This window comes from Streptomyces sp. NPDC028289, from assembly GCF_055565975.1.
Map to the genome: position 1 here is coordinate 69,685 of NZ_JBVHTI010000011.1, position 21,084 is coordinate 90,768.

Consider the following 21,084-nt stretch of genomic DNA (forward strand, 5'->3'; position numbering starts at 1 on the left):
GGCCGTCGGCGGTCACGCTCATGACCTGAGTAGGCCAGACAGTGAGAGAACTGGCCGCCGATGCTGAGGTATTTCGTCAGCTGCTTAAGCCGACTCCCTCGTGAGCCGATCCCGGCAACAGGTGCGACGGCCGCTCTGCGGAGAGCGGCCGTCGCGTATGGCTATCGCCTCTGCTCGAAAAGGACGAGGAAGGGGGAGACGTACCCCGAGGCCTCCAGCGGGGTGGTGTGCCCCATGATGATCAGTAGGACTCCGGCCAGCAGCGCGCTGCTGTACATGTAGAGGATCGCCGGATCGGTTCCGTGATTGCCTTCGGCAGTGGTGCCGCTATCGGACATACTGGAGAAGCTCCTGTTCAATGCTGGACATGGGTGCGGTTACTCACAGCGCCTAGGAACCCTGTGAGACCGGGAGGGCGGTCGGGATGGCGTCGCATGCCTGTGCGGTGTCATCCCGACCGTCAGTCATGGGTCGATACGAAACCTCCGTCTTCGCGTGGCCATACGACCTCGATGCACAGGGACGCGCAGAGATCGAGCAGGTCCTCTCGCGGCTGCGAGGGCAGGAGTACAGCGAGGGTCGGCGTGGGGTTGAAGAACCGCCGGAAGTCCAGCAGCTTCCCGATCGCCTCACGGACAGCAGCCCGGGTTGCGCTCCCCTTCGCCTCGATCAACCGGTTCTCCGTGGAGTCGAGCAGATCCACCCTGTAGGGCGTGGTCTCGCCGGCCAGTGTCAGCTGAGCTTGGGTCAGGCTGCGCCCCGATGCCCGCAGATGCGCGGCGTAGCTTTCCACCAGCTGTGCTTCGGTGTGCGCACGCGACGGACGTATCTCCGAGGTGTGCCTGGATTGGTAAGTCGGCTGCAGTTCGACGATGCGCACCGTTGTCGCTGGTGTCCTGGGGAGCTGCGGGCCTCCATCGGCGATCGCGCCGATGGGCCGAAGCCGAAAGATGATCACGTTGCGGTTGGTGCCGTCGTCGTCCGGGGCGTCTGCGGAGTAGTACGGCGTCTCGTCGTCCAGGCGGAAGCGTCCCAAGTGGCGATACAGCGGAGCCCCACCGGTAGGCCGATTCGGGAGCCGGTGAAACACGTGCAGCGTGCGGTTGTCTTCTTGGTGGCGTAGGAGGGAGCGGTTCCCCTGTGTCATCGTCTGGTTGCCACGGGCGCCCTGCCCCATGAAGTGGAAGGTCCCGTCGTCGCCCCACCCCGTGTAGTCCGAGGCGGGGGAACTGCCCATGGTGAAAAGCATGACCATCCGCGACGCAGAGGAGGGAGCGATGCCTCCCTGTGGGGTCCCGCCGAAACGCCGGTGCAGCTCGCGCCGCGTCAGTTCCTCGCCCACTACCAGCTCTGTATCGGTCATGCCCTCACCTCCCAGTACAGAGGGTAACTAAACCAGGTTGGTATTCGACCCTGGTTTGCATAGCAGGAAGCTCACAGAAGGCTCACTCCAGTCGATGATTTATGGATTACTGCGGACCAAAGGTGCACTCATGTGCTCCTGCTAGTTATCTATTTGTTATATTCCGTCGCGGTCGGCTGGCTTCGCGTCGCCGCGTGGACCCGGTGGGGGCGTGTGGTTGCGCTCGGGCGGACGGGTTCGATGGGGCAAGTGGCTGATTAATGGGCGTGGACTACCGATCGAACAACGTGATCATGACATTCCTGAGAAGTGATGTAGGCCTCAACTCATGTGGTCTGTCCTGTATTCAGTGCACCGATAGCCTCGATGGGGCACACGCCGCTGTTGGCCAGCACCCTGCCGTATCGAGCCGGGGAGGCCTAGCGACAGGGCTGCTGGCGAAGGCCACGGCCGGGGGGAGAGAGACCTGTGGGAGTCGCCGCGCGCACCGGGGACGGGCTGCTCTTCGGAGAGTCGTTCGGGCGGGTGCCCGTCGTACTTGAGGGAGTACCGGAGGGACTGCGTGCCGTCACAGTCCCGACACGGCGAGACGGACAGGACAGGTTGCCGCGTGATAGACGGCGGAAATTGAACGTCAGGCGGGTGGATTTGGTTCCAGCTGGCGAGGTGCCCCTGTTCGGAGCGCCTGAAGGGCTGTCGGCGTCGCACCTGGTGTGGGTCCTGGACTCCGGTCGACGCGAGTGGGTGTCCGTCGTCAAGCGATTCGGTGCGCAGGCCTTCGAGGTGGCGGCCGACCTGGTCCGCTGCGGGGCCGTGGTGTTGCGTTGTGAGGTCGACGAATTGCTCCACCTGGGTCGCCCGGTGCGCTGGACGTTGACTCAGGCCTGGCAGGAGCAAGCGGAAGATCGCCTGGCGGAACTGCGTGGTGCGCGTGATCCGCGCCGCGCGCGCCGTGAGCTTCTACAGCTAATGGAACCGGTAGAGCAGCTCGCGCAGGAGCGCCAGCTTCTTGCCGCAGTCCCCGAAGGAGCCGGGCTGGTCGTTCCAACTGGAAGCCGCGTCCAGACGGCGGCGTGGTCGGTCTACGAGGCCGCGGTCCGGGCCGCCGCGCAGTGGTGGAAGCTGCGTGGTCAGGGGGAGAAAGAAGTGACCTTGAAGCAACTGGCCGCTCACGCGCTGGGCGGCTCCAAGACGTGGACGGCACAGCAACAAGTCGGGTTTGCCAACCTCATCGGCGTGGACTTCGAGGACGCAGTGCGTGAAGAAGACACCGATCTTCGGGTGAAGGGACCCCTGTCGTGGCACATCGGCGAGGTCGCCGCGGACGCCTCGGTCGCTCAACCCTGGGTCGGGCTGCCCTCTCAGGGCATCCGAGTGATCGGCCAGGCCCAATGCAGCGCCCGCGGTGTACTGGTGATCGAGAACTCCGACACCTTCGGAGCGGTTTGTCGCAGATTGCCGGAGCTGACCGCCAAGTGGCTGTGCGTCTGGGGCGCTGGCTACGCACGCGACCAGCTCGTCACGTTCCTCCAGTGGCTGCAGCCCAGGCCGATCGTCGCCTGGTGTGATCTGGACGCCGACGGCATCGGCATCATCCATGACCTGTCCCGCCGGCTCGGCACATCGGTGCACGCCGTCGGAATGGACGTGGACCTATGGCGCGACGGCCCATACCGGCGGCGTAAGAATCCTGAGCAAGACAAGGCCCTTGACGCCGAACATGCCGCGGACCTGGCACGGCACGTGACAGGCCCTCTGCGCGAGCTGGCCCTCGCCGTCGCCGAGAGCGGGGAGTCACGAGAGCAGGAGACGCTTTACCCCTCCGTTCTTCCCCGCCTGCCCGAGCTGCTGGAGCCCTTCCTCCACCTGCCCGTACCTGAGGTCGCCTACCTGAGCCAGGAGCAGACACGGTGAGCAGCGGCCAGCTGCCCTTGGACGAGCAGGACCAGATTCTCCTCGCGCCCGGCCAACGGCTGATGAACTGGCGTGCATTCTTCGCGCCGTTGGCAGCGCACCGCGAGGCACTGGTGAAGGACCCGGAACTGGTTCGCCTGGCCGCGGACGTCGTCGCTGTCTTCGCCGAGCACGCCGCCTCCAGCGGACTGACCCGAAACCAGATGCGGGAGTTTCTGGGACCCAGCGGGAGGGGCTGGCCGTTGGCCGTCCTGGATTCGCGCCTGTCGCTGATGATTGACATGAGTTTCCTGGAGCCCTACGTCCTCAAGAAGCACCAGGACCGCTACGTCATGCGCCCCGCGGGCCTTGCCGGCGCCATCGCCGCCGAACGCCTCGCCCTGCACGGGGGAGTCGACGAACTCATCGGCCTGCTGGACCGTACACGCGAGCTGCTGGAACGAGACGACCCAGATCCCACCCCCGTGCTGGAAGCACTGCGAACGTGCCGGCACGGACTGACTGTCTTCGCACTGGATTTGCAGCGGCAGGTCATCATGGCCACGCCCGCAGAACTCATCAACGCCCAGCGCCAGCACGACCACACCGACTTCACCCGCCAAGTGACAGATCTGAACGAGCTTGTCACCCGGGCATTCTCCGGAGACCTCGTCCTGGAGGACGCGGCCACCGCGCTGATCGAAGCCGCACAGTTCTACCGCGAGCAACTCATCGCGGCCATCGACAAAATCCTGGAGCACGGCGGCGGAAGCCTGAACCTTGACGTCCTTACCCCCGCCGAGTACCTCCACCTCGCCAAAACCGCCGGCGTCGACCGTCTCGGACACTTCGGTGAGTCCCTCGTCGCCGACACGCCCCCGGTGTGGATCGACGGCCAGCACGTGATCGACACCGCAGCCTCGTACACCCCGCAGCGGCCGCCACGACCGCGTCCGGCCCCGCCCCAGCCGACACCCGACGACGCCGCCGATCCCTTCGCCGCCCTGGACGACGCCACCCAGCACGAAAACCTCCGCCAGGAAATCCTCCTGGAGGACCTCCTCGGCGGACAGCAGCACACAGCCCTCGCCGACGTACTCGAAGCACGAGGCTGGCCCGGAGCCGGACGACTGCTGGTCGACCTCCTGGCAGCCGATGCAGACCCCCTCGTCGACTGCCACATCGAGATCGCCGTGCCAGTACGCGTCGATCCCACCGCCAAGGTCACCTACCTCCACGACATCACCCTCCACGCCGGAACCGACGTGGGAGGCCACGACCGTGACCGGTGACAGCGCCCTACCGTCCCCCTCCGCGCTCCTGCTGGCCGCTATCCGAGCCGCCGGATCAGTCGCCGCCCCCCGAAGTGCCCTGCTCAAGGAAACCGCCGACGCCGCCGGGCGAGCTGGCCGGACCGTGCTGCAGCTCCGGGCCGCCGGGGAGAGCATGATGACGCTGAGACTGGGGTGGCCCGCCGGCAGCGCCCCGGACGTCGAGCAGCTGGGGGAGCAAGCTCCAGCTGCTCTGGCCCGCATTCCCACCCTGGTCTGGGCCCTTTGCCTGAAGGCCGCGTGGCCCGATCCCACCCTGCCGCACTACCCCGGGCAGCCCTTTTCCGCCCAGCTGATCGAGACCGCCTGCGCCCACCTGGGCGCGGATTGCAAGAGCGTCTCCACCGCTCTGGAACGCGTACTGCCCGGACACGGGCTCATCGTGGCGGTCGGCCCCTTGCTGCATCTGGGGCCCGCCGTGGCCACGCTGCCCGGTCCTACGATCGCCGCGCTCCGCAGAGGCCACCACCGGCTGCCCGATCCCTACCAGCAGCACGCCGTGCACTGCGCACCCCATCCCCCCGAGGCACACGCTGACGATCCAAATACCGCTACCTCGCCGCACGAGCTCACCCAGCCCGACGCGAGTCCTCAACACAGCAGTGAGCACATCAGCCGCAGCATCATCACCGCCCTGGAAATCGCACGAGGCCCACTGCCCCCACGCGACCTGCCAGCCCTCAACGACCCCGACATCCGTGCCCACGTCCAGGCCGCCTTGGCCGGCATCGGCCGCACACTCATCCGCACACCCCAGGGCAACTGGACCACCGGATACCCAGACCCGGTCGCCGAAGCACTCGCCGCAGCCGGGATCGGCACACTGAGCCCTGCCGAGCGAACCGTCCTCGCCCTCGTCCTTCTGCACACCGTCGCTCTGCCGCGAGCCCAGGGACGCCATACGCACCCGCACTGGAACGCCACCCAGCATTCCGTCACCCTGCGCGAACTCGCCCGCAACCGCGCCCTGACCAAAACCACGATCCGGGAGGCCCTGCGCACCTTGACCGCGGCAGGGATGGTCGACACCGCCGGCCAAGGAAACTACGTCCCCGGCCCGTGCCTGCAGCGCCTGAGCGAAACCCGCATCGCCGCCCTGTGGGAGGACCTCATCCTCGCCGGCCGGCCCGACGGCCACCTCGCCCGCGCCATTGCACGGCGGCGCCAAGCCGCCCGCCCCTCCTCCCCGTCCCAGGAGTACCCGTGACCATCCCGACCGGCCCCGACAGTCAGCTGTCCACCGGCATCATCGGCAGCCGGCAACTGGTCGCTGTGCAGACCTTCGCCATCGCCCGGCTCACCAGCGACCCGGTGGCACTGATTCCTGGCACCTTCATCGCTGTGACCGGCCGAGGCCCCAAGGACTCCAACGAGTCAGGCAAGACCAGCTTCCTCGCCGCCGTGGCGCTGCTCCTGGGCGACCCCGAGTGGCAGATCACCAGCAACGGCACAGCTAATACCGTCAACTTGCTCTTCGAACCCGTCATCGCCGGCGCCTCCACCCAGCTGGTCGACGCAGCCGACCGCGGCTACATCGCCGGCGTCTTCGCAGAGTCCGACGGCAGCCGCCCGCACAGCGTCTGGCTGCAGATCAGCAACGACTCACCCCATGTCCAAGTACGCCACAACCCCGGCGTTCACCTGCTCACCGATGGAACCGACGACGAACGTCACCGCGCAGCACCAGCCTTCTACCAGCAACTCGGTGTCGAGGCAGTGGGCTCCAGCGAATACGCCAACCAGCTCTACGGCCGATCGCCCAAGGTACTGGCCTACGTGGCATCCCGCGGGCAGGTACGCTCACGGCCCTCCCTGCTCAAGCTCGAAGCCGGCACCTACTCACCCGATCACATCGGCGATGCCCTGATCACCTTGTCGGGCCGCTCCAGCCTGCTCGAACACGACAAAGGACAGCGCAAGGCGCTGGAGGACAAGCGAGCCAAGTACGCCAAGGCCCTTCAACGGCACGAAGAGGCACTCGCCCGGGAAGACACCATGCTCCGCGAGGCAGAGGCCCGAGACGAACTCCGCCGCAAGATCGGCAGTGCCGTAGCCGACCGCCGCGCTGCCCTGGCCCGCACCCTGTTGGACGAGACCGCACGCCTGCGCAGTGCCGAGGTTCTCCTGCCCCAGACCGCGGCCACCCTCAAGACGACGACCGATCTTCTCGGACATCTGGAGGCCCAGAAGACCGCTGCCTCCAACCTCACCGGACTTGAGCGGGCCCGTGAAACAGCCGAGCAGACCAAAGAACAATGCCTCACCGACTTGACCAACGCGCAGACCGAGGAACGCCACCTTGTAGAAGAACTCACCAAGGCCCAAAAGACGCTAGACGAGGCCCGGAATCTCAGTGCCACGCACCCCGGCGAAACCGCTGCCGCGCTCCAAGAACAGCTGACACTGCTCGCCCAGCAGACGGCAGAAGCAGAGATCAACTGCGGCATCGCCCAACGTGACGCCCGCCATTACGCCGACCAACTCCGCAAAGCTGAGCAAGGACAAGCAGGACTCGTCGGAGAGGTCCTGAACGCGCTGGCCGCCGAGGAGGACATCAGCGGAGTCGGCCTGCTCGACCAGATCGACCTCGACGACCAGACCCGAGACAGGTGGGAAGCCGCCCTTCACCCATGGCGCCACGCCGTCTGCGTGGCACATTCCGATCTGCCCATCGCCCTGAAAGCACTGGCCGCACTGCCCGGCGCAGTCCTGATCACAGAGGACCCCGAACGGACCGTAACCGCCACATCACCCACCGGCGACGAGATCCCGTGGCCGGAAGGCATCCGCTCGGCGCCAGAACCGGCACGCGGCTTCCTGCACGCCCTCGCCGCCCAGACCCAATGGACCCAACAACCCCCGCACTCCAGCGTCGGCGCCCTCGGCGTCCACATCGTCGGATCCTTCCCCAACCCAACCGTCGGGCGGGCTGCCTTGTGCGCCCACCTGCGCGCCCGTCACGACGAGGCCCTGCTCAGCCAGCAGAAAGCGCAGAACCTCCTCGCGCACCTCGCACGCCGTATTACTCTCACTGAGGCTGAACTCAAACGGGCCCTGGCCTTCGAAGCCCTACCGCAACTGCTGAAAGACCACCGCGAAGCCACGGACAGACTCACCCACAGGCGCAGCACACTTCCCCAGGTCGCAGCACTCCTCGAAGAGGCAGTGGACGCCTGGGCCATGGCCAAAGCCGCCCTCAGCGGCCGCAAGCAACGGATCGAAGAACTCGAGCGGCGCATCCAGGAAACGAACGTCACGCTCCAAAACTGTGACGCTGAGCGCCGCGAACAAGAGGCGGTCATCGAACGACACGGCGCCGACACTGCGGCAGCCGACCGAGGGCTGGACGCGGAAGCCGCCCGTACGTTGCTGAACTGGCCCGCGGACTGGCTACCGATGCAGTACACGCAGCTTCTCACCGAAGCGCCACTTCCACCTGCTGCGCCTCACGGGGAACAGCCCCGGGAACGGCGCTCCGCAGCCCAACTCCACATGGCCGCCAACGCGACCGTCGACGGCTGCATGGTCGCCCTCTCCCTTCGGGCGGGAACCAGCGGCTATCCCACCGTCGCCCTCGCCCACGCCAGCCGCCTCGACGACGCGGACCCCGGCATGAAGGCCGACGCCGCGCTGCAGGCGCTCAGCGAGTGGCTCACCGACAACGAGGCCGCCGACGCCGACATCTACACCACCGTAGAGAAGGTGCGTGCCGAACGCCTTGAGGAGAACGTCTTCATCTCCCGCTCGGTGGAGACCCTCGCCGAGGAACTCCGACACACTCAGGAAGTTATCACCCAACGCGTTGCCGGAGCCCTCGACAACATCACCACGGCCCTGGACCAATTGAACCGCGACGCCGGTCTCTTCGGCGCCGACCTGCACTACCAGATCGACCCACCAACGGACACCGACCACAGCTGGCGCTGCTCCGTTACACCGCGATGGCGACGCAACCCCAACGGCCCGATGCTCGCCTACGACACCGTCACCAACACCGCCCAGGAAAAACTCTTCTCCATCCACCTCGTTCTCGCCGCTCTCCTGGCAGCTCCTCACGCCCAAGGGCGTGTGCTCGTCCTAGACGAACTAGGCGACTCCCTGGGCCAAGAACACCGCCGTGAAGTGCTCAGCGCGATCACCAAAGTTGCCACCGCCCACGGCATCACCGTCCTGGGCACCTGCCAAGACACACTGATGCGAGACGTAGCCCCGGTGTGCGGGCAGATTCTCTACTTCCAGTACCCCTCAAAGTCCGACTACCTCAACCGGCCCACCCGCATGTTCGGATACGACGCTCAAGCTGGCCGAGTGGAGCTCACGGCCGAACAACTGACCCGGCGACTCGCCGGCTGAGACCGACCCGGCAGCAACACCACACTGCTGCCGGGTGCCCCGCGGGTAGCCAACTCGGGCGCGTGGTGGGTGCGATCGACCCGCGCCTGGGGCAGGGCGATCAGGCTGGTGCCTCAAGGGCGCTTGCCCGCGAGATGCCAACGACCTCGTACAGGGAGTCTCCCCATGCAGCCCAGCGCTCCAGTTCCGGTGCACCGATCAAGTGGATCGCGTGATCGTTGGCGAAGTCACGCGCCGGGTCGGAGAAAGTGCCGTTCGTGACCATCAGCGCGATGTCAGCCTTGTGCTCAAGGCGCGCGGTTCCATTGAACGTCTGGACGTTCGTACTGGTCACCAGGTGCTTGGCAGACCTGCTGGTCTGCTTGCACTGCACCACCACGCGTCGGCCGTCCGGCGTCTGAGAGATGACGTCTGCCCCCCGGTCCCCGGTACCGCCGTGCTGCCGGATCACCTTCATTCCGTCGCGCTGAGTGAGCCAGGCGACGAGAATTTCGAAGTCCTTGCCATCGAGCTCCTGGATGCGCCGCAGACTGTAGCTCTTCTGGCTCTGGGCGAAGACGTTCCTTCGGTCGTCGACGACTGTGAGGCGTTCGACCTCTGCGAGTGCCCGGTCATTCATTGCCGCAAAGCGTTCTGTGCTGGGGGCGATCTCGTCCCACTGTTCGGCGATGGTGTTCAGCGGAGAGTCGACGCGGCCGGGAGCGTAGCGTGTGGATAGGTCCTCTTCAGGCAGCCTACTCAGTTCCTCGAAGGCCAGGCTTGCTTGCAGCAAGGAGCCATCGATGAGGTCGAGTTCATCGTTCACCGTCTTGATGAATGCGTCGAAGATCGAGTCAAGTTCGGCCCGAGTGAAGTCCCAGGTGCGCCCACGAAAGTGTGAGGTGCTCTTGAGGCTGCCGAGTCTTTGGAGATTCTCTCGGAGGGCATCTCTCTGCCTTCGCAGCGCAGTGCAGGCTTCGCGGCCGATCGAAACTTCCTGGACCCACAGGTACGCAGCGAGCAGATCGGCGTCGTCGGCTTTACCCAAGGCGTCGCCGATCCTGCTGCGTACGTCGCGGTCGGGGTAGCGGGGAGGGACGACGCGAGCGGTACGGTCAATGATCACCGGGGGAGCGTATACGGGGGCACTGACATCCCAAGGCGGCCTCCCGCCCTACTGTTCATGCGTGAAAGGGATACCTGCCTCGTCGCCAGCGGTGCATGTGACGCTTGATCGTCTCTGAAGATTCGCCTGTTTGATGTCCGTTCCGAATCGCGTGTGCGGTGGAGCGCTTTAGCGGACGTGGTGCTTGGGTTTGAGCCGGGAGGCAACTGAGTCGTCGGTTTGCCCGGCCAACCAGAGTTCGGCGGGTAGCCGAACACGACCGAGCGGCGGGGGATGTTTCCGCCTCCCGGTCGGTATGGGACTGCAGTAGAGGTAAGCCCCTTCGCAGTTCGTCGGCCTGCCGATCATGTTGCGGTCGTGTTGGTGGGGGTGAGGCTCGGCGGGTAGCCCTTTGCGCGGAGCCAGGTGTCGAGGGCGAGAGCGACGATGTCTCCGTGCGGTACGCCGGTGTCGGCGTTGTAGCGGCGGATCCGGCGCTGGAGCTGGAGGACTTCGGGGACGGCGTGGTTGAACTGTCCGCGTTTGGTGTGCCGGTCCTTGATGACGTCCAGGGTGTCCGGGTGCGGCGTGAGAACGTCATCGATCTGCTGGGGCTCGGCGTCGAGCGCGTCGGCGATTTCACGTAGTCGGCGGGCGTAGGGGGAGTGATCAGGCACGCGAGCTGCTCCGGTCGGTCCGGATAGGCGGATAGCTATCCGCCTATGGGGCTATTGAAATAGTCGGCACGGGGCGGCCGCCCCCTTGCGTGAGGGTGGCCGCCCTGTGCCTTGCGGTCGGGTCAGAACCCGCGGGTGGTGAGCCACTCGTCCAGGGCGACCGAGACGATGTCGCCGATGGGCAGGTGGTCGAGTTCGTTGTCCAGCGCGAAGCGCTTGAGCCGCCTCTTCAGCTTCAGCGCCGCGGGGACCGACGAATCGAGACTCTCGCGCGTGATGATGCGCTGGTTGAGAACGACGGCGGTCTCAGGAATGTCCTTGGGACGGCCGGATCCCTGAGCCCACGGTGTTCCTTCGCTGGGCGCTGCCTGTGATTGCGCCTCCTGTTCCTGGTGAGCCCGTGGAACATCGGTCCTCACCGGGAACCCGTTGCCGCCTGCCGTCGGGGAATCTGCAGGGCGAAGCGCTACCTCGGCGCCCCAGGCTGCGCCGGGAGCCGCGGATGTGCCGTGCTGCACAACGGGTGCGGCTGGCTGCGTGGGCTGGATGGCAGGTGCTGCGGGCTCGGCAGCCGGGAGTGCAGGCGATACCTGCCGCTCCATCGGCTGACCGGTGGATTCCGTCCCCGCCTCGGTGGCGGCGACGGCCGGGCGAACTGGCTGACTGGCGGCCGGCTCCGGGACGGGGTCGCTCGGGGCCTCGGCAGTCGTCTGGGCGGAGGTCTGTGCCACTTCGGGCATCGCCTCGGCCCGGCCGTGTGCCGACCCCTCGGGGTTGGGAACAGCGGAAGGAGCGGGCTGAACCTGCGGCTCGCCGACCGCGGGACGGCCTTCGCCCGGGGCCGCGGTCTGTTCGGCGGCGTACTGCTCGTGGGTGAGCTCGGCGGCCGGGGGAGGAGGCGGAGGGGTCGTCTTCCTTGCTCCGCCCAGGGTACGGCCACCGGTGCGGCGGGCCGGGGGCTTCATGCGTTCGGTCATGCCGCGGTCAGCTCCTTCATCAGCTCGGCGTACTCGCTCAGCTCGATCGGGATCTCGCCGAAGGCCTCCATGTAGTGCACCCAGGAGTGGATGGTGGTCTCGGCGAGGGGGAACGGCTCGTCGCGGTCCGGGCCGATGCCCTCGCCCTCGGCGGGGTCGAGGAGCTGGTCCTTTGCCCGGCCGGGCAGGCTGGTGCGGTCGTCGGCCTTGACCATGACGACGTGGGCGGTGACGCCGTGTTCGTTGCGGGCTGCGGCGCGTTCGGCCTCGTCGAAGGTGGCGACGAGCTTGCGGCGCTCGATCTTGGTGGGGGCGACCGGGACGAGCAGCAGGTTCGCCTCGGTAGCAGCCTCGTGGAAGATGCGGGCGCTGCCGCCGCCGGCGTCGACCACGATCGCGCCGAACTCGGCGCGCTTGGCACGGATGTACTCGGCGATGTCGTCGAACGGGTGCCGCTCGACAACCAGGTTCTCGGGAATCTCGAAGCCGGCGGCCTGGGCGACCTTGAACCAGTCGTAGGCGGACTGACTGGTCGCGTCGGCGTCCAGCAGCAACGTGGGCAGGCCGAGGACGACGGCGTAGTAGAGGGCGATGAACCAGGCCGAGGTGGTCTTGCCGGTGCCGCCCTTGAGCATGCCGACGACGATCACGAAGGCGTCCCAGGCGCTCTCAGTGGCCGCGGCCAGGGTCTTGTGACGGGTGTTCTCGTTCACGTGTGCTTGATCTCCTGGAAGGGGGAAGGGATGTTGGTTGGTGCGCGGGCCGGCGACGGGGGTGCCCGTGCTGCCTTGTGGTGGCCGGAATGGCGCACGGCCGCCTTCTTGATCTGCCAGGCAGGGTGGGGAATATCCAGGAGGATGTGGTGGCTCATGGCAGCTTCCTCGCGTCGTGGGCGGGTCCGTGGGCGTGCTGGGGCCGCATGAGGGTGCCTGCCTGGTGCAGGAGCCGGTAGACGGTGGCGACGGAGTAGCTGTGCTCCCTGGCGAGGTCCGGCACCGTTTCACCGGCCTCGTACCGTGCGCGCAGGGACAGCGCGACCTTGTGCCTTTCGGCGGCCCGTGCTGCGGCGCGCATCCGCAGGGTCTGCTGGGTGGTGCGTACGGTGCCGCCGGCCTCGATCAGCAGGCGCCGGGCACCGCGCCTCGTCTCTCCTGCTGCCGTGGCGAGTTCGGTGAGCGTTGCGCCGTGCTGCTCGTACAGGGTGCGCAGGCGGGCGGCGAGTCGCTGGCGGGCTTGTGGGTTCTGCCGCATCCGGCGGGTCTGCCAGGAGGTGCGCATGACGGTTCCGGCGTCGTGCAGCCGGTTGAGGACGGTGCCGTAGGACAGGCCGCTGGCGGTGACAAGTTCGTCGACCGTGGCACCGGACTCGTACTGCTTGCGCAGGGCTTGGGGCGTCACCGCTTCGCTCGTGCTGGGGGTGGGTGGGGGATGTGGGTTCATGCGACGGACTCCCATTCGCTGAGGGCTTCGGCATGGGCGGCGGCCAGCTCGTCGTAACTGCGCTGGTCGGATGGGGTGATGAGGATCAGGCGGCCGTCGGTGGCGATGCGCCAGTCGGCGGCCGGACGACCGGTGACGGGGTCGATGACCCGCCCGCCCGGGGCGTGCCACGGCGGTGGGATCTCGTCGGGACGCGGCACTGGTACCAGGACTTGACGGCCGTCGCGGACGATCACGAGAGCCCTGCTGCGGTGCTCCGCAAGCCGGTTCAGTGCCTTCTGGTAGGCCGCCCGCTCGGCCGTGTGCAGGGCCTTGCGCCGGGCCGCGATGCCCCAGGTGCCGTGTTGCTCGGCGACCTTGTCCCAGCCCTGTGCCGGCGCTGCGGTGTGGCTGTTGTCGGCGTCCGGGAGGCGGATACCGAAGCCCTCCAGAGCATGTGGCGCGAGGGTCCAGGTCTGCCCGGTGTGCTGGACGAGGTGGTGGTCGGCGAGGCGTTTCAGGGTCCGGTAGGTGGTGGCGCGGGAGACCGAGGAGGTGCCGACGAGCTCGGCAACGGTCTGATCCTGGCGTACGCGTAGAGCGCTGATGATCATGAGGGCAGCGCTCCCGAGGCCGTGGTGGGCAAAGGCGTCGTGGGCCATCAGACGGCCGAGGACGGTGGAGTCGATGTCGGCGGTCGTGGCCGTCGCAGGGGTGGTCCACTCCTCAAGTGCCGGGTCGGGGGGGAACTGAGTGGACCGGAAACGAGACAGCAGAGCCGGGTCGCCGTGACCGGGGATGTTGCCGTTGCCCAGGTACCAGGTGGAGCCCTCCCGGCCATGGCCCACCCGCAGACGCCGCAGCCAGCCACGCGGCCGGAGGACCGTCTCGTAGACGACCCGCAGTGTCGTGCGGGAGACCCCCGCTTCCTCCGCGGTTTGCCGCTCACTGGCGTGGTGCAGCGGGCCGCCGGCGATCTCGGCGAAGTTCAGGTGCGCTCTCAGGACCCGCAGCGCGGTCCGGCCCCGCTCCCCGCGCCACGGTGTCGTTTCGATCCGGTCGCGCAGTGCGGCGAGGACTTCGTACGCGTCATGGCGGGAGCCCAGCGTCAATGTGGTGTCGACTGCGTCCGAGGCGCTGGCCCACACCCGACGGATGTAGTACAGGGCGCGGGACTGCCCGGAGCGCAGTGCGATGTTGCGGGCGTGACGTCCGCCTTCGTGCTCGGGGTGCAGCAGGAGCTGCGTCAGCTGGTCGACGGTGCCGCCGGCCCGGGCCACGTGGCAGGCGATGGCCGCCGTGACTCTGTGGCCGTGCTCGGCCGCGCCCTGGCGATCCGCGCGCAGGACCACGCTCCGACGGTCGGAGCCGAGTTTGCTGTAACTGCCGGAGGCGTAGCGGCCGGTGAGGTCGCCGAGCAGGACGAGATCGGCCGCGGCGGGAGGCAGCCGGTGAAGCCCCAGTCGCTCGCTCGGGTGAATGGGTCGTTGGGATGGGTCTGCCTGGTGGGTGTGGTGTGGCACTGTGGGGTCGTCTCGCAAGGACGTGGACACCACCTGGGCCCGCTAAAACCACGGGTGGTGTCCGGAACCGACCTCCAATCGGTGCCAAGCGAAGCCTCCAGGATTGCCGTCCTGGAGGCCTTCGTATACCTGGCCCCGCATCAGAGGCAGGCGTCCCCATCGCGGCTCGACCGAGAACGACTCGGAGGGCCGCCAGAGGAGTCCAGATCCGTTCGACACCGCCCTGACCTCGGCCGATTCGGGGCCAAACAGAGGGCGATTGCCTCTGACTGGCTCCGAGCAGCTCGGGTCGAACCCGGGTCGAATCAGAGCGGTTTCCTCTGACTGCCTCCGATCGCCTCTGCAACCCGACCTAGCAGGTCACAACCGATCCAGCCTGCAAAGGTGCAGGTCAGAAGGGTGCTCAGGAATACCCGGCGTACAGCCCGACTCGTCTGCCGCCACCTGCGGCTTTGCCTGGGAAAGAGCCTCTGACCTGCGTCGGAGGCCCTTTCCGATCTTTCGGGGCCTTGCCGCGTTACGCGGTGGAAAGTCCCTCGGAAGTCCCTCAGACAGAGCTGAAAGTCCCTGAAAAGTCCCTGACGCAGGAAGAGCGGGGACGCCTCTGGCCTGGGGCAGATCATGGTTCTGTCGGTCTCGGTGTGAGGTCTGTGATCGCCGCGTGAGGTGGCAAGCGGCGTCCATCGCAACGTGGACCTGAAAGCGGCGGATGCAGTTCCTGGCGAACGTCAGCAGTGCCTTGCCATGCCCAGTAGCCTCGGGCCCATGACCGAAGAGACGATCATTGCGCTGAAGAACTACGACTGGCTCGTTCGGAACAAGGGCTTGGACGAGGTTGAGCTGCACTGGGACAGTGACTCGCTAATCTCGGGCGAAGGCGGCTACGAGATCTCGCTGCTGACCGATCCCGGGTTCACGCCGGCGACGAGGAAGGAATCCTGAAAGGCGATTTCGTTTGGCGTGATCTTGTGACGAGCTGGCTTGGTGGTGATGTTTGATTGCGTCTGGCTGGTTTGTTCAACGACTTGTCCACCAGGCTGTCCCGGCTCCCGTGGCCGTAGTGGCTGTTGTGACGAGTCACGTGGGTATCTGCCGTATGACCAAGTGCAGCCCGCCGAAGCGGAGTTCGAACTGTCGCAGAGGGTTGGTCACTCTCTTGGAGCGGCCTCACCCCGGCGCCCAACTGCGCTTCACCGACCTCGACGGACTGCGGCTGACCTGCTTTGCGACCAACACCAAAGGCGGCCAGCTCGCCGATCTCGAACTGCGTCACCGACGGCGGCCCCGCTGCGAGGGCCCCATCCGGGGCGCCCGCGACACCGGCCTGCGCAACCTGCCCCTGCACGAGACCGCCCAGAACCGGATCTGGCTGGAGATCGTCTCCCTCGCACTCCACCTCCTCGCCTGACTGCCGATGCTCGCCCTGACCGGCGACACCCGCCGCTGGGAACCCAAGAAGCTCCGCCTGCGGCTGTTCTCCGCCGCCGCCCAGTTCGTGAACACCGGCCGCCGCCACTGGCTGCGTCTGCCCACCCGATGGCCATGGACGCCCGTGATCACCAGCGCCATGAACCGGCTTCAGACTCTCCCGAACCCCGGCTGACCAGCCAATTCGACCGTCCTAACCACCCACACGACCACCCCGGGAGTGGAACCCGGCGCCCACCCCACGCGACAACCGGGCCATCAGCCTGCCCCACCCCCGGAAAAGCCGCACCCCACACGCACAGAGTCCCCGTCAGCGAACTGACGAGGACTCGTGAACGATCGAGGCTAACCTCCATTCCATGCAGTTCACCCTCGATGGCGAATCCTTCGAGCTGACGCCCACGCTTGTTCGTGGGCGTCTTGCTGGTCACGTGCCCGAGGAGATCCGCGCGTACTGGGTCGAAGTAGATGGTGTGCGTTGGCCGGTCAAGCAGGTCATTTCCCTAGCGACAGGTGCCAAGCGCAGCCGGTTTCAGTCGCATGACTCTCGGCGGTGGCTGCAGAACCTCGGGTTCTTGATAGGTGCCGGATCCTCGGCCACCGAGAGCGGCTCGGTCCCGCGGCTGACCGGCGCGTCTCGTCGTGGGTCTTTCGACGCGTCCCGGCTCAAGGAACTGGAGGCGCTCGACGTCCGTGTTGCGTTCTCGTGGCTGAGCGCCGGCCCGATCACGCTTGACGAAGCCAGCCTGCCGAGGTTTCCCGGACTCCCGCGAGTGCCAGGGCTCTACCGCTACGATTTCGGTGTGGACGACGACGGCATCCGTGTGCTCTACATCGGGGAGTCCGTGGAGCTGGCCAGGCGAGCCAGCAACTACCGCAACGCCAAGACGGATCGCTCTCGTCAGCGCACCAGCCGCCGCATCCACAAGGAGATCGTCGGCCACTTGGAGTCCGGTGGTTCGATCGAATTCGCCATCGCAACGTCAGTCCGATGGGGTGACGATGTCGAGCTGGACCTGCGGCTCAAGTCCGTTCGGCGCCTTGCCGAGAACGCTGCGGTGCTCCTCGCGCAGTCGCAGTCCGGGATCCGCGTGCTCAACATCGATGCGGAGCTGGGAGAGGACAGCGAGTGAGCAGTCTCCCGGACCTTCGCTTCCTGCTCTCGATCAACAGCGAGAACGCGTGGAGCGATCTGCTCGCCACCCTCATGAATGCCGACCAGGCGATCACCCGCTCCGTGCTCGGGATCGAGGCTGTTGGCCCGCTCCAGATTCGTCGGGAGGTCTCGAAGTCGCGGGGCCGGAAGGTATCGGATCGACCCGACCTGGTGGTGGAGGCGAACGGTCAGGTTGTCGCTGTCGTCGAAGTGAAGCTGCTTGCTGGCCTCGGAATTGAACAGCTGGAGCGGTACTACAAATACGTCGCCGAGGAGGACCGAGACGACTGCCAGTTCGTGGCGGTCTCGCTTCAGCGTATCCGCCTCGACACCACCCATGCCCAGGACTGGCAGAACCTCACCTGGGAGGAGCTCATCGCTCCCTTCACCTCTTCCCCGGTGCCGTGGGCCGCGACGACCGCCACAGCCTGGACGAGCCACATCGAGTCCCAGGTGCCGGAGGTGGATGGCGACACCGTCTGGAATCAGATCGACGGTATCGACCTGTACCTCGCCCTCCGGCTTCGTGCTGCCTATATGTACGACAACGTCACCTTGCCTGGCGGCTCATCGAAGTCCATCCAGGAGATCGGCTCCGGTGGCCTGTACGTCGCGATCGTGGACGCCCCGATTCCGGGCAGCGGTTACACCGTCCGCTGGGAAGCCACGGCGAGCTTGCCGACTCAGGACGTTGGCAAGCTCGCCGGGGGCAGCGGGCTTCGTGGGGTCGACTTCCGCTTCTTCCTCGTGCAGCAGCAAGTCACCTCCTCCAAGGCCTACGACTGGGATTACCTGGCGCTGCTCTGGCAGGAGTACCTCGCCCAAGAGGACTGGATTCCGTGGAGACCCCATCCGCCGCGCAAGACGGTGCAGTGGGAGAAGGATGGCGTGGCTCGGCTCAAGGAACTCGGCGCTCCAGCGTTCCTCGGCAATGGCTATGGCGAGGGGCAGGCCAAGCTCAGCGGTGAGGTCGAGTTTGGCGCGCACTTCGTGCTGCCGCCCTCAACCACACTCAAGGAAGCCGCCGAGGTGCTCAGCAGGGTGGCCGTGATCGGGTCACGGATGGCACAGCACGCGACTCAGCCGCAAGCCAAGGAGACTGTGATCGCGTTGATCGACGGAGAATCTGATAGCAGCGATGCAGGGGTGGACGGATAGATGACAGGCGACTTTGACCCCGACCGCTTGCGGCAGCTCTTCGGCGACCCGAACGAGGACGGGGTCTACCTTGTCGGCGTCGTGGAGTTTTCGGACGATGCGAGCGAGGACCAGTGGTCGTACGTCGCGAACACTCAGATGGGCACCCTGGAGTCAGTTGCCAACAGGCTCGGCTATGAGCGGCGTGACATCACGATTGCGGAGCCTTACCGAGAGCCTGGCCGTGGGGTGCTGCCGGACGGCACAGAGCTGGCAGTCACGTCGACCACCGTGCGAGGGAGCGCATCCTGGCATCGGAGTAGCCGGGAGCCAACGCCGGAGGAACGGCTCCGGTGGGCAGGGCATCCAGTGCCATCGCCACCTCCGCCCGAGCCGGTGCCGGTCGGTCCCAACATGGAGACGGCGAGGCCTCGGATCGAGGAGCACCAGGGAGAGGTCTTCTACACGAAGACCGGCAAGCCCTTCACCTACCGGACCAACCGCTACACCCTGGTCATCGTCGAGAGCCGGCGCAACGTGCAGTGGCACGAGATCAGGTCAGCGCTGGAGGCATGGCCGATCGCGGGGCCGTCGGAGATTCCACGATGCCCCGAACGTTCTGGGCGGTATGTCTACGGGATCGTGTCCGACGAGCGGATCCGGCAAGGAGACTGGTGACAACCTTGGACCTGCAGCTCTGTGGCGGCTGATGCGATGCTCGCCGAACCTGCTGAATCGTCGGACGCTACAGCTACGGTTATGGGTGAGGTTCTACTACCGCGACATCCTCGTCGACCGAGCGCCGAGGAAGACCCGAGCACTGACGAGGACGCATGACCGAGGACCAGGAGTTCGACGAGGTCGACGCAGTTGTTCGCATCCCCAAGGGGGAGCGTCTCGCGGAAGAGCGAAGGCTGGAGTCGTGGGTTCACTCCCAAGACGAGTGACAAGGGACCGGAGCACGTTGAGATCCGTCTGAAGGCCGAAGATGAGTCCGGTTTCGCAGATAAGCCCGAGATCGTCTACGTCACCGAGTACGTGGAGGATTCGCGTCCTCAGCTCACCCCCGGCCAACAGGTCGTGGCTGACATCGCTGGCCAGATCATCGATGGTCTCGTAGAAATCGCGAAACCTCTCGTTGTCCACTGGTGGCACACCCAGACCGTGCCGTTCCTCGTTGCCAAGCGCGAAGCCTTGGTGCTGAAGCAGCAGGCCCGCAGAGCCCAGAAGAAGGCCTTGCGGGCCGGGGTCACGACGACACCTCCTACTGCTGTCCCGGGGGTCGAGGCTGACGTGCCTTCCCAAGATGTGGCCACCGCGCCCAGCGACCCGAAGGTCACTGTGACGAGCGAGCAGTTCCAGCAGATGTTCATGACTTGGCTCGCTCGTGAGGACGCCCAGCAGGCGCTCTGGAGCCTCATCGTGAATGCCGAGGTCGAGGATGGCGGTGCTGCCACCCTGGCATGGCAGCAGGAACTGAAAGAGCTTTCGCCTGAGCAGCGAACCGAGCGGGTCATGGAGTTCTTCGCTACCAACCCCTCGATCCTGGAGGACTTCGCTCGTCAGCTCAATGGGGGTGCCGCCATTGGGCCCTCGTGCGAGGCTGCCAGCCATGGAGAGTGAACTGCTGGACGATCAGGACTACGCGTCGGTCCAGCCGAGATGGTGAAGCACGCACACGGCGGCGCATTCTGCGAGATGAATGTTGCTACTGCGAGGACTGACATCCGAACAGCGGCTGAGGTCGCATGCGACGAGCATATAACCCGGGTGATATGCGGTCGGTGCGCGATTCGCACGCCGTGTCCGTACAAGCCGAGGCTCTCGCAGAATTGGTTGATCATGCGACTGTTGGCTAATTCACTCACGGTCGCTATAGGTTACCCTTTAGTAACTCGGCAGTGCCTTCCCCGAAGAAGGTAGGACTGTTTCGCGCTGGCGCAATTTTTACGGAGACCCGGGGAAGCGCCGCAGTGGTGAGTATCTTTTGCAGCCGGAGGTCGAGGATGAACGACAGTCTACGGTGGCTCGGAGAGCACTGCTACGAGCCGCCCATGAGCCACCCGGGGATGCGGGGTGGCGTATCGCTGACGGCGGTGCGTGGGCTTCCCGTCGCGGAGCTCCTCAGGCGATTGAGGGCCCGGGAGGATGAAATAGCCGTTCCCGTCCATTACCGGGATTTCGGCTTCGCCGCGGATACGGCATCACGGCGGCCCTGTATGTACGGGACGTCAGGCGAGTGGAGTTATGTCCTGGAGGGCTCGGGCTCTTCCACATGGTACGAGCGTTGGTTCTACGACGATCATGTCGTGAGGCCGCTTCCCGGGGAGGAGATGGTGTGCCTCAACCCGAACATCGCGGTTCAGCCGTGCTGGCTCGCCTACGCTCCGGGCTCTGACGGCTCCGTGTGGTTCACCGAGTTCGGCGACAGCCCCTTGAGCAGCCAGCAGGTGGATACGACCGGGAAGGTGGCGGCCCTGGACGCGGCGCTGCGAGCCGTCGGCGCGGTGAACCCCGGGCCGCCTGAGTTCGAGCGCAGGCCGACGTGGGTGAAGTTCGTCAACGAACACCACGGCGGTGTGCCCGCCGTGGTGTGGCAGGCTGTGGGCGACTGCCTCGGTATTCGCATTCCACGGGTGGACGTCGAAGAGGGGAACCTTCCGATCGCCCTGCTGGACGACCCTTTTGCATGACCTGCAGGTGGGGCGGTACGGAAAATGATTCCGTACCGTCCCACTTTTCT

General features: G+C 66.3%; 19 protein-coding genes and 1 pseudogene. 11 read left to right on the top strand and 9 right to left on the bottom strand.

Annotated elements, in window-relative coordinates; genetic code table 11:
• Positions 1–161: 161 nt before the first annotated feature.
• Together ACZ4UV_RS45145 and ACZ4UV_RS45150 are read right to left on the bottom strand one after the other, a co-directional pair.
• Complete coding sequence (locus tag ACZ4UV_RS45145; protein ID WP_232646723.1) at positions 162–338, bottom strand: hypothetical protein; 177 nt, start codon at positions 336–338, stop codon at positions 162–164.
• Between the two features lie 122 nt (positions 339–460).
• A complete protein-coding gene (locus ACZ4UV_RS45150) occupies positions 461–1,363 on the bottom strand; it encodes an SRA domain-containing endonuclease (RefSeq protein WP_467846724.1) in 903 nt (300 codons plus the stop codon).
• A gap of 642 nt (positions 1,364–2,005) precedes the next feature.
• Between ACZ4UV_RS45150 and ACZ4UV_RS45155 the strand changes: the two genes are divergently transcribed.
• The 4 genes from ACZ4UV_RS45155 to ACZ4UV_RS45170 all read left to right on the top strand — a co-directional run bounded on the left by ACZ4UV_RS45155 (position 2,006) and on the right by ACZ4UV_RS45170 (position 8,940).
• Positions 2,006–3,277 (top strand): Wadjet anti-phage system protein JetD domain-containing protein, encoded by a 1,272-nt coding sequence (locus ACZ4UV_RS45155; RefSeq protein ID WP_467846727.1) that lies wholly within the window; start codon positions 2,006–2,008, stop codon positions 3,275–3,277.
• Positions 3,274–4,548 carry a hypothetical protein gene (locus tag ACZ4UV_RS45160; protein WP_467846729.1) on the top strand — a complete coding sequence of 425 codons (1,275 nt, stop codon included), beginning with the start codon at positions 3,274–3,276 and terminating at the stop codon, positions 4,546–4,548. The genes ACZ4UV_RS45155 and ACZ4UV_RS45160 overlap by 4 nt, the downstream gene beginning before the upstream one ends.
• A 154-nt stretch (positions 4,549–4,702) precedes the next feature.
• On the top strand, positions 4,703–5,794 hold the full coding sequence (locus ACZ4UV_RS45165) for a hypothetical protein (protein WP_467846732.1): 1,092 nt from the start codon (positions 4,703–4,705) through the stop codon (positions 5,792–5,794).
• Positions 5,791–8,940, top strand: a complete 3,150-nt coding sequence (locus tag ACZ4UV_RS45170; RefSeq protein ID WP_467846737.1) for a hypothetical protein — start codon at positions 5,791–5,793, stop codon at positions 8,938–8,940. The genes ACZ4UV_RS45165 and ACZ4UV_RS45170 overlap by 4 nt, the downstream gene beginning before the upstream one ends.
• 100 nt (positions 8,941–9,040) lie before the next feature.
• On the opposite strand, the gene ACZ4UV_RS45175 is transcribed toward ACZ4UV_RS45170, so the two are convergent.
• From ACZ4UV_RS45175 to ACZ4UV_RS45205, 7 genes are all read right to left on the bottom strand, one after another.
• On the bottom strand, positions 9,041–10,045 hold the full coding sequence (locus tag ACZ4UV_RS45175) for a restriction endonuclease (protein WP_232646729.1): 1,005 nt from the start codon (positions 10,043–10,045) through the stop codon (positions 9,041–9,043).
• Positions 10,046–10,389: 344 nt separating this feature from the next.
• Positions 10,390–10,701: a hypothetical protein gene (locus ACZ4UV_RS45180; RefSeq protein WP_467846745.1), complete on the bottom strand. Its 312-nt coding sequence runs from the start codon at positions 10,699–10,701 to the stop codon at positions 10,390–10,392.
• Positions 10,702–10,823: 122 nt separating this feature from the next.
• Positions 10,824–11,678: a hypothetical protein gene (locus tag ACZ4UV_RS45185; protein ID WP_467846753.1), complete on the bottom strand. Its 855-nt coding sequence runs from the start codon at positions 11,676–11,678 to the stop codon at positions 10,824–10,826.
• Positions 11,675–12,391 (bottom strand): ParA family protein, encoded by a 717-nt coding sequence (locus ACZ4UV_RS45190; RefSeq protein WP_467846759.1) that lies wholly within the window; start codon positions 12,389–12,391, stop codon positions 11,675–11,677. Before ACZ4UV_RS45190 ends, ACZ4UV_RS45185 begins: the two co-directional genes overlap by 4 nt.
• Complete coding sequence (locus ACZ4UV_RS45195) at positions 12,388–12,549, bottom strand: hypothetical protein (RefSeq protein WP_467846764.1); 162 nt, start codon at positions 12,547–12,549, stop codon at positions 12,388–12,390. Before ACZ4UV_RS45195 ends, ACZ4UV_RS45190 begins: the two co-directional genes overlap by 4 nt.
• Complete coding sequence (locus ACZ4UV_RS45200; RefSeq protein WP_467846767.1) at positions 12,546–13,118, bottom strand: helix-turn-helix domain-containing protein; 573 nt, start codon at positions 13,116–13,118, stop codon at positions 12,546–12,548. The genes ACZ4UV_RS45195 and ACZ4UV_RS45200 overlap by 4 nt, the downstream gene beginning before the upstream one ends.
• Positions 13,115–14,620 (bottom strand): helix-turn-helix domain-containing protein, encoded by a 1,506-nt coding sequence (locus tag ACZ4UV_RS45205; RefSeq protein WP_467846770.1) that lies wholly within the window; start codon positions 14,618–14,620, stop codon positions 13,115–13,117. The genes ACZ4UV_RS45200 and ACZ4UV_RS45205 overlap by 4 nt, the downstream gene beginning before the upstream one ends.
• Positions 14,621–15,385: 765 nt before the next feature.
• Between ACZ4UV_RS45205 and ACZ4UV_RS45210 the strand changes: the two genes are divergently transcribed.
• From ACZ4UV_RS45210 to ACZ4UV_RS45240, 7 genes and pseudogenes are all read left to right on the top strand, one after another.
• The gene (locus ACZ4UV_RS45210) at positions 15,386–15,562 is read left to right on the top strand and encodes a hypothetical protein (protein ID WP_351744049.1); all 177 of its coding nucleotides are present in this window, start codon (positions 15,386–15,388) and stop codon (positions 15,560–15,562) included.
• A 202-nt stretch (positions 15,563–15,764) separates the two neighbouring features.
• Positions 15,765–16,223: pseudogene (locus ACZ4UV_RS45215) on the top strand (transposase); the annotation flags it as partial.
• A 184-nt stretch (positions 16,224–16,407) separates the two neighbouring features.
• Complete coding sequence (locus ACZ4UV_RS45220; protein ID WP_451018233.1) at positions 16,408–17,181, top strand: GIY-YIG nuclease family protein; 774 nt, start codon at positions 16,408–16,410, stop codon at positions 17,179–17,181.
• Positions 17,178–18,362 carry a PD-(D/E)XK nuclease family protein gene (locus tag ACZ4UV_RS45225; protein WP_451018234.1) on the top strand — a complete coding sequence of 395 codons (1,185 nt, stop codon included), beginning with the start codon at positions 17,178–17,180 and terminating at the stop codon, positions 18,360–18,362. The genes ACZ4UV_RS45220 and ACZ4UV_RS45225 overlap by 4 nt, the downstream gene beginning before the upstream one ends.
• Complete coding sequence (locus tag ACZ4UV_RS45230; RefSeq protein WP_451018235.1) at positions 18,363–19,019, top strand: hypothetical protein; 657 nt, start codon at positions 18,363–18,365, stop codon at positions 19,017–19,019.
• A 192-nt stretch (positions 19,020–19,211) separates the two neighbouring features.
• Positions 19,212–19,964 (top strand): hypothetical protein, encoded by a 753-nt coding sequence (locus tag ACZ4UV_RS45235; RefSeq protein ID WP_451018236.1) that lies wholly within the window; start codon positions 19,212–19,214, stop codon positions 19,962–19,964.
• A 383-nt stretch (positions 19,965–20,347) separates the two neighbouring features.
• Positions 20,348–21,034 (top strand): hypothetical protein, encoded by a 687-nt coding sequence (locus tag ACZ4UV_RS45240; protein ID WP_451018237.1) that lies wholly within the window; start codon positions 20,348–20,350, stop codon positions 21,032–21,034.
• Positions 21,035–21,084: the final 50 nt, after the last annotated feature.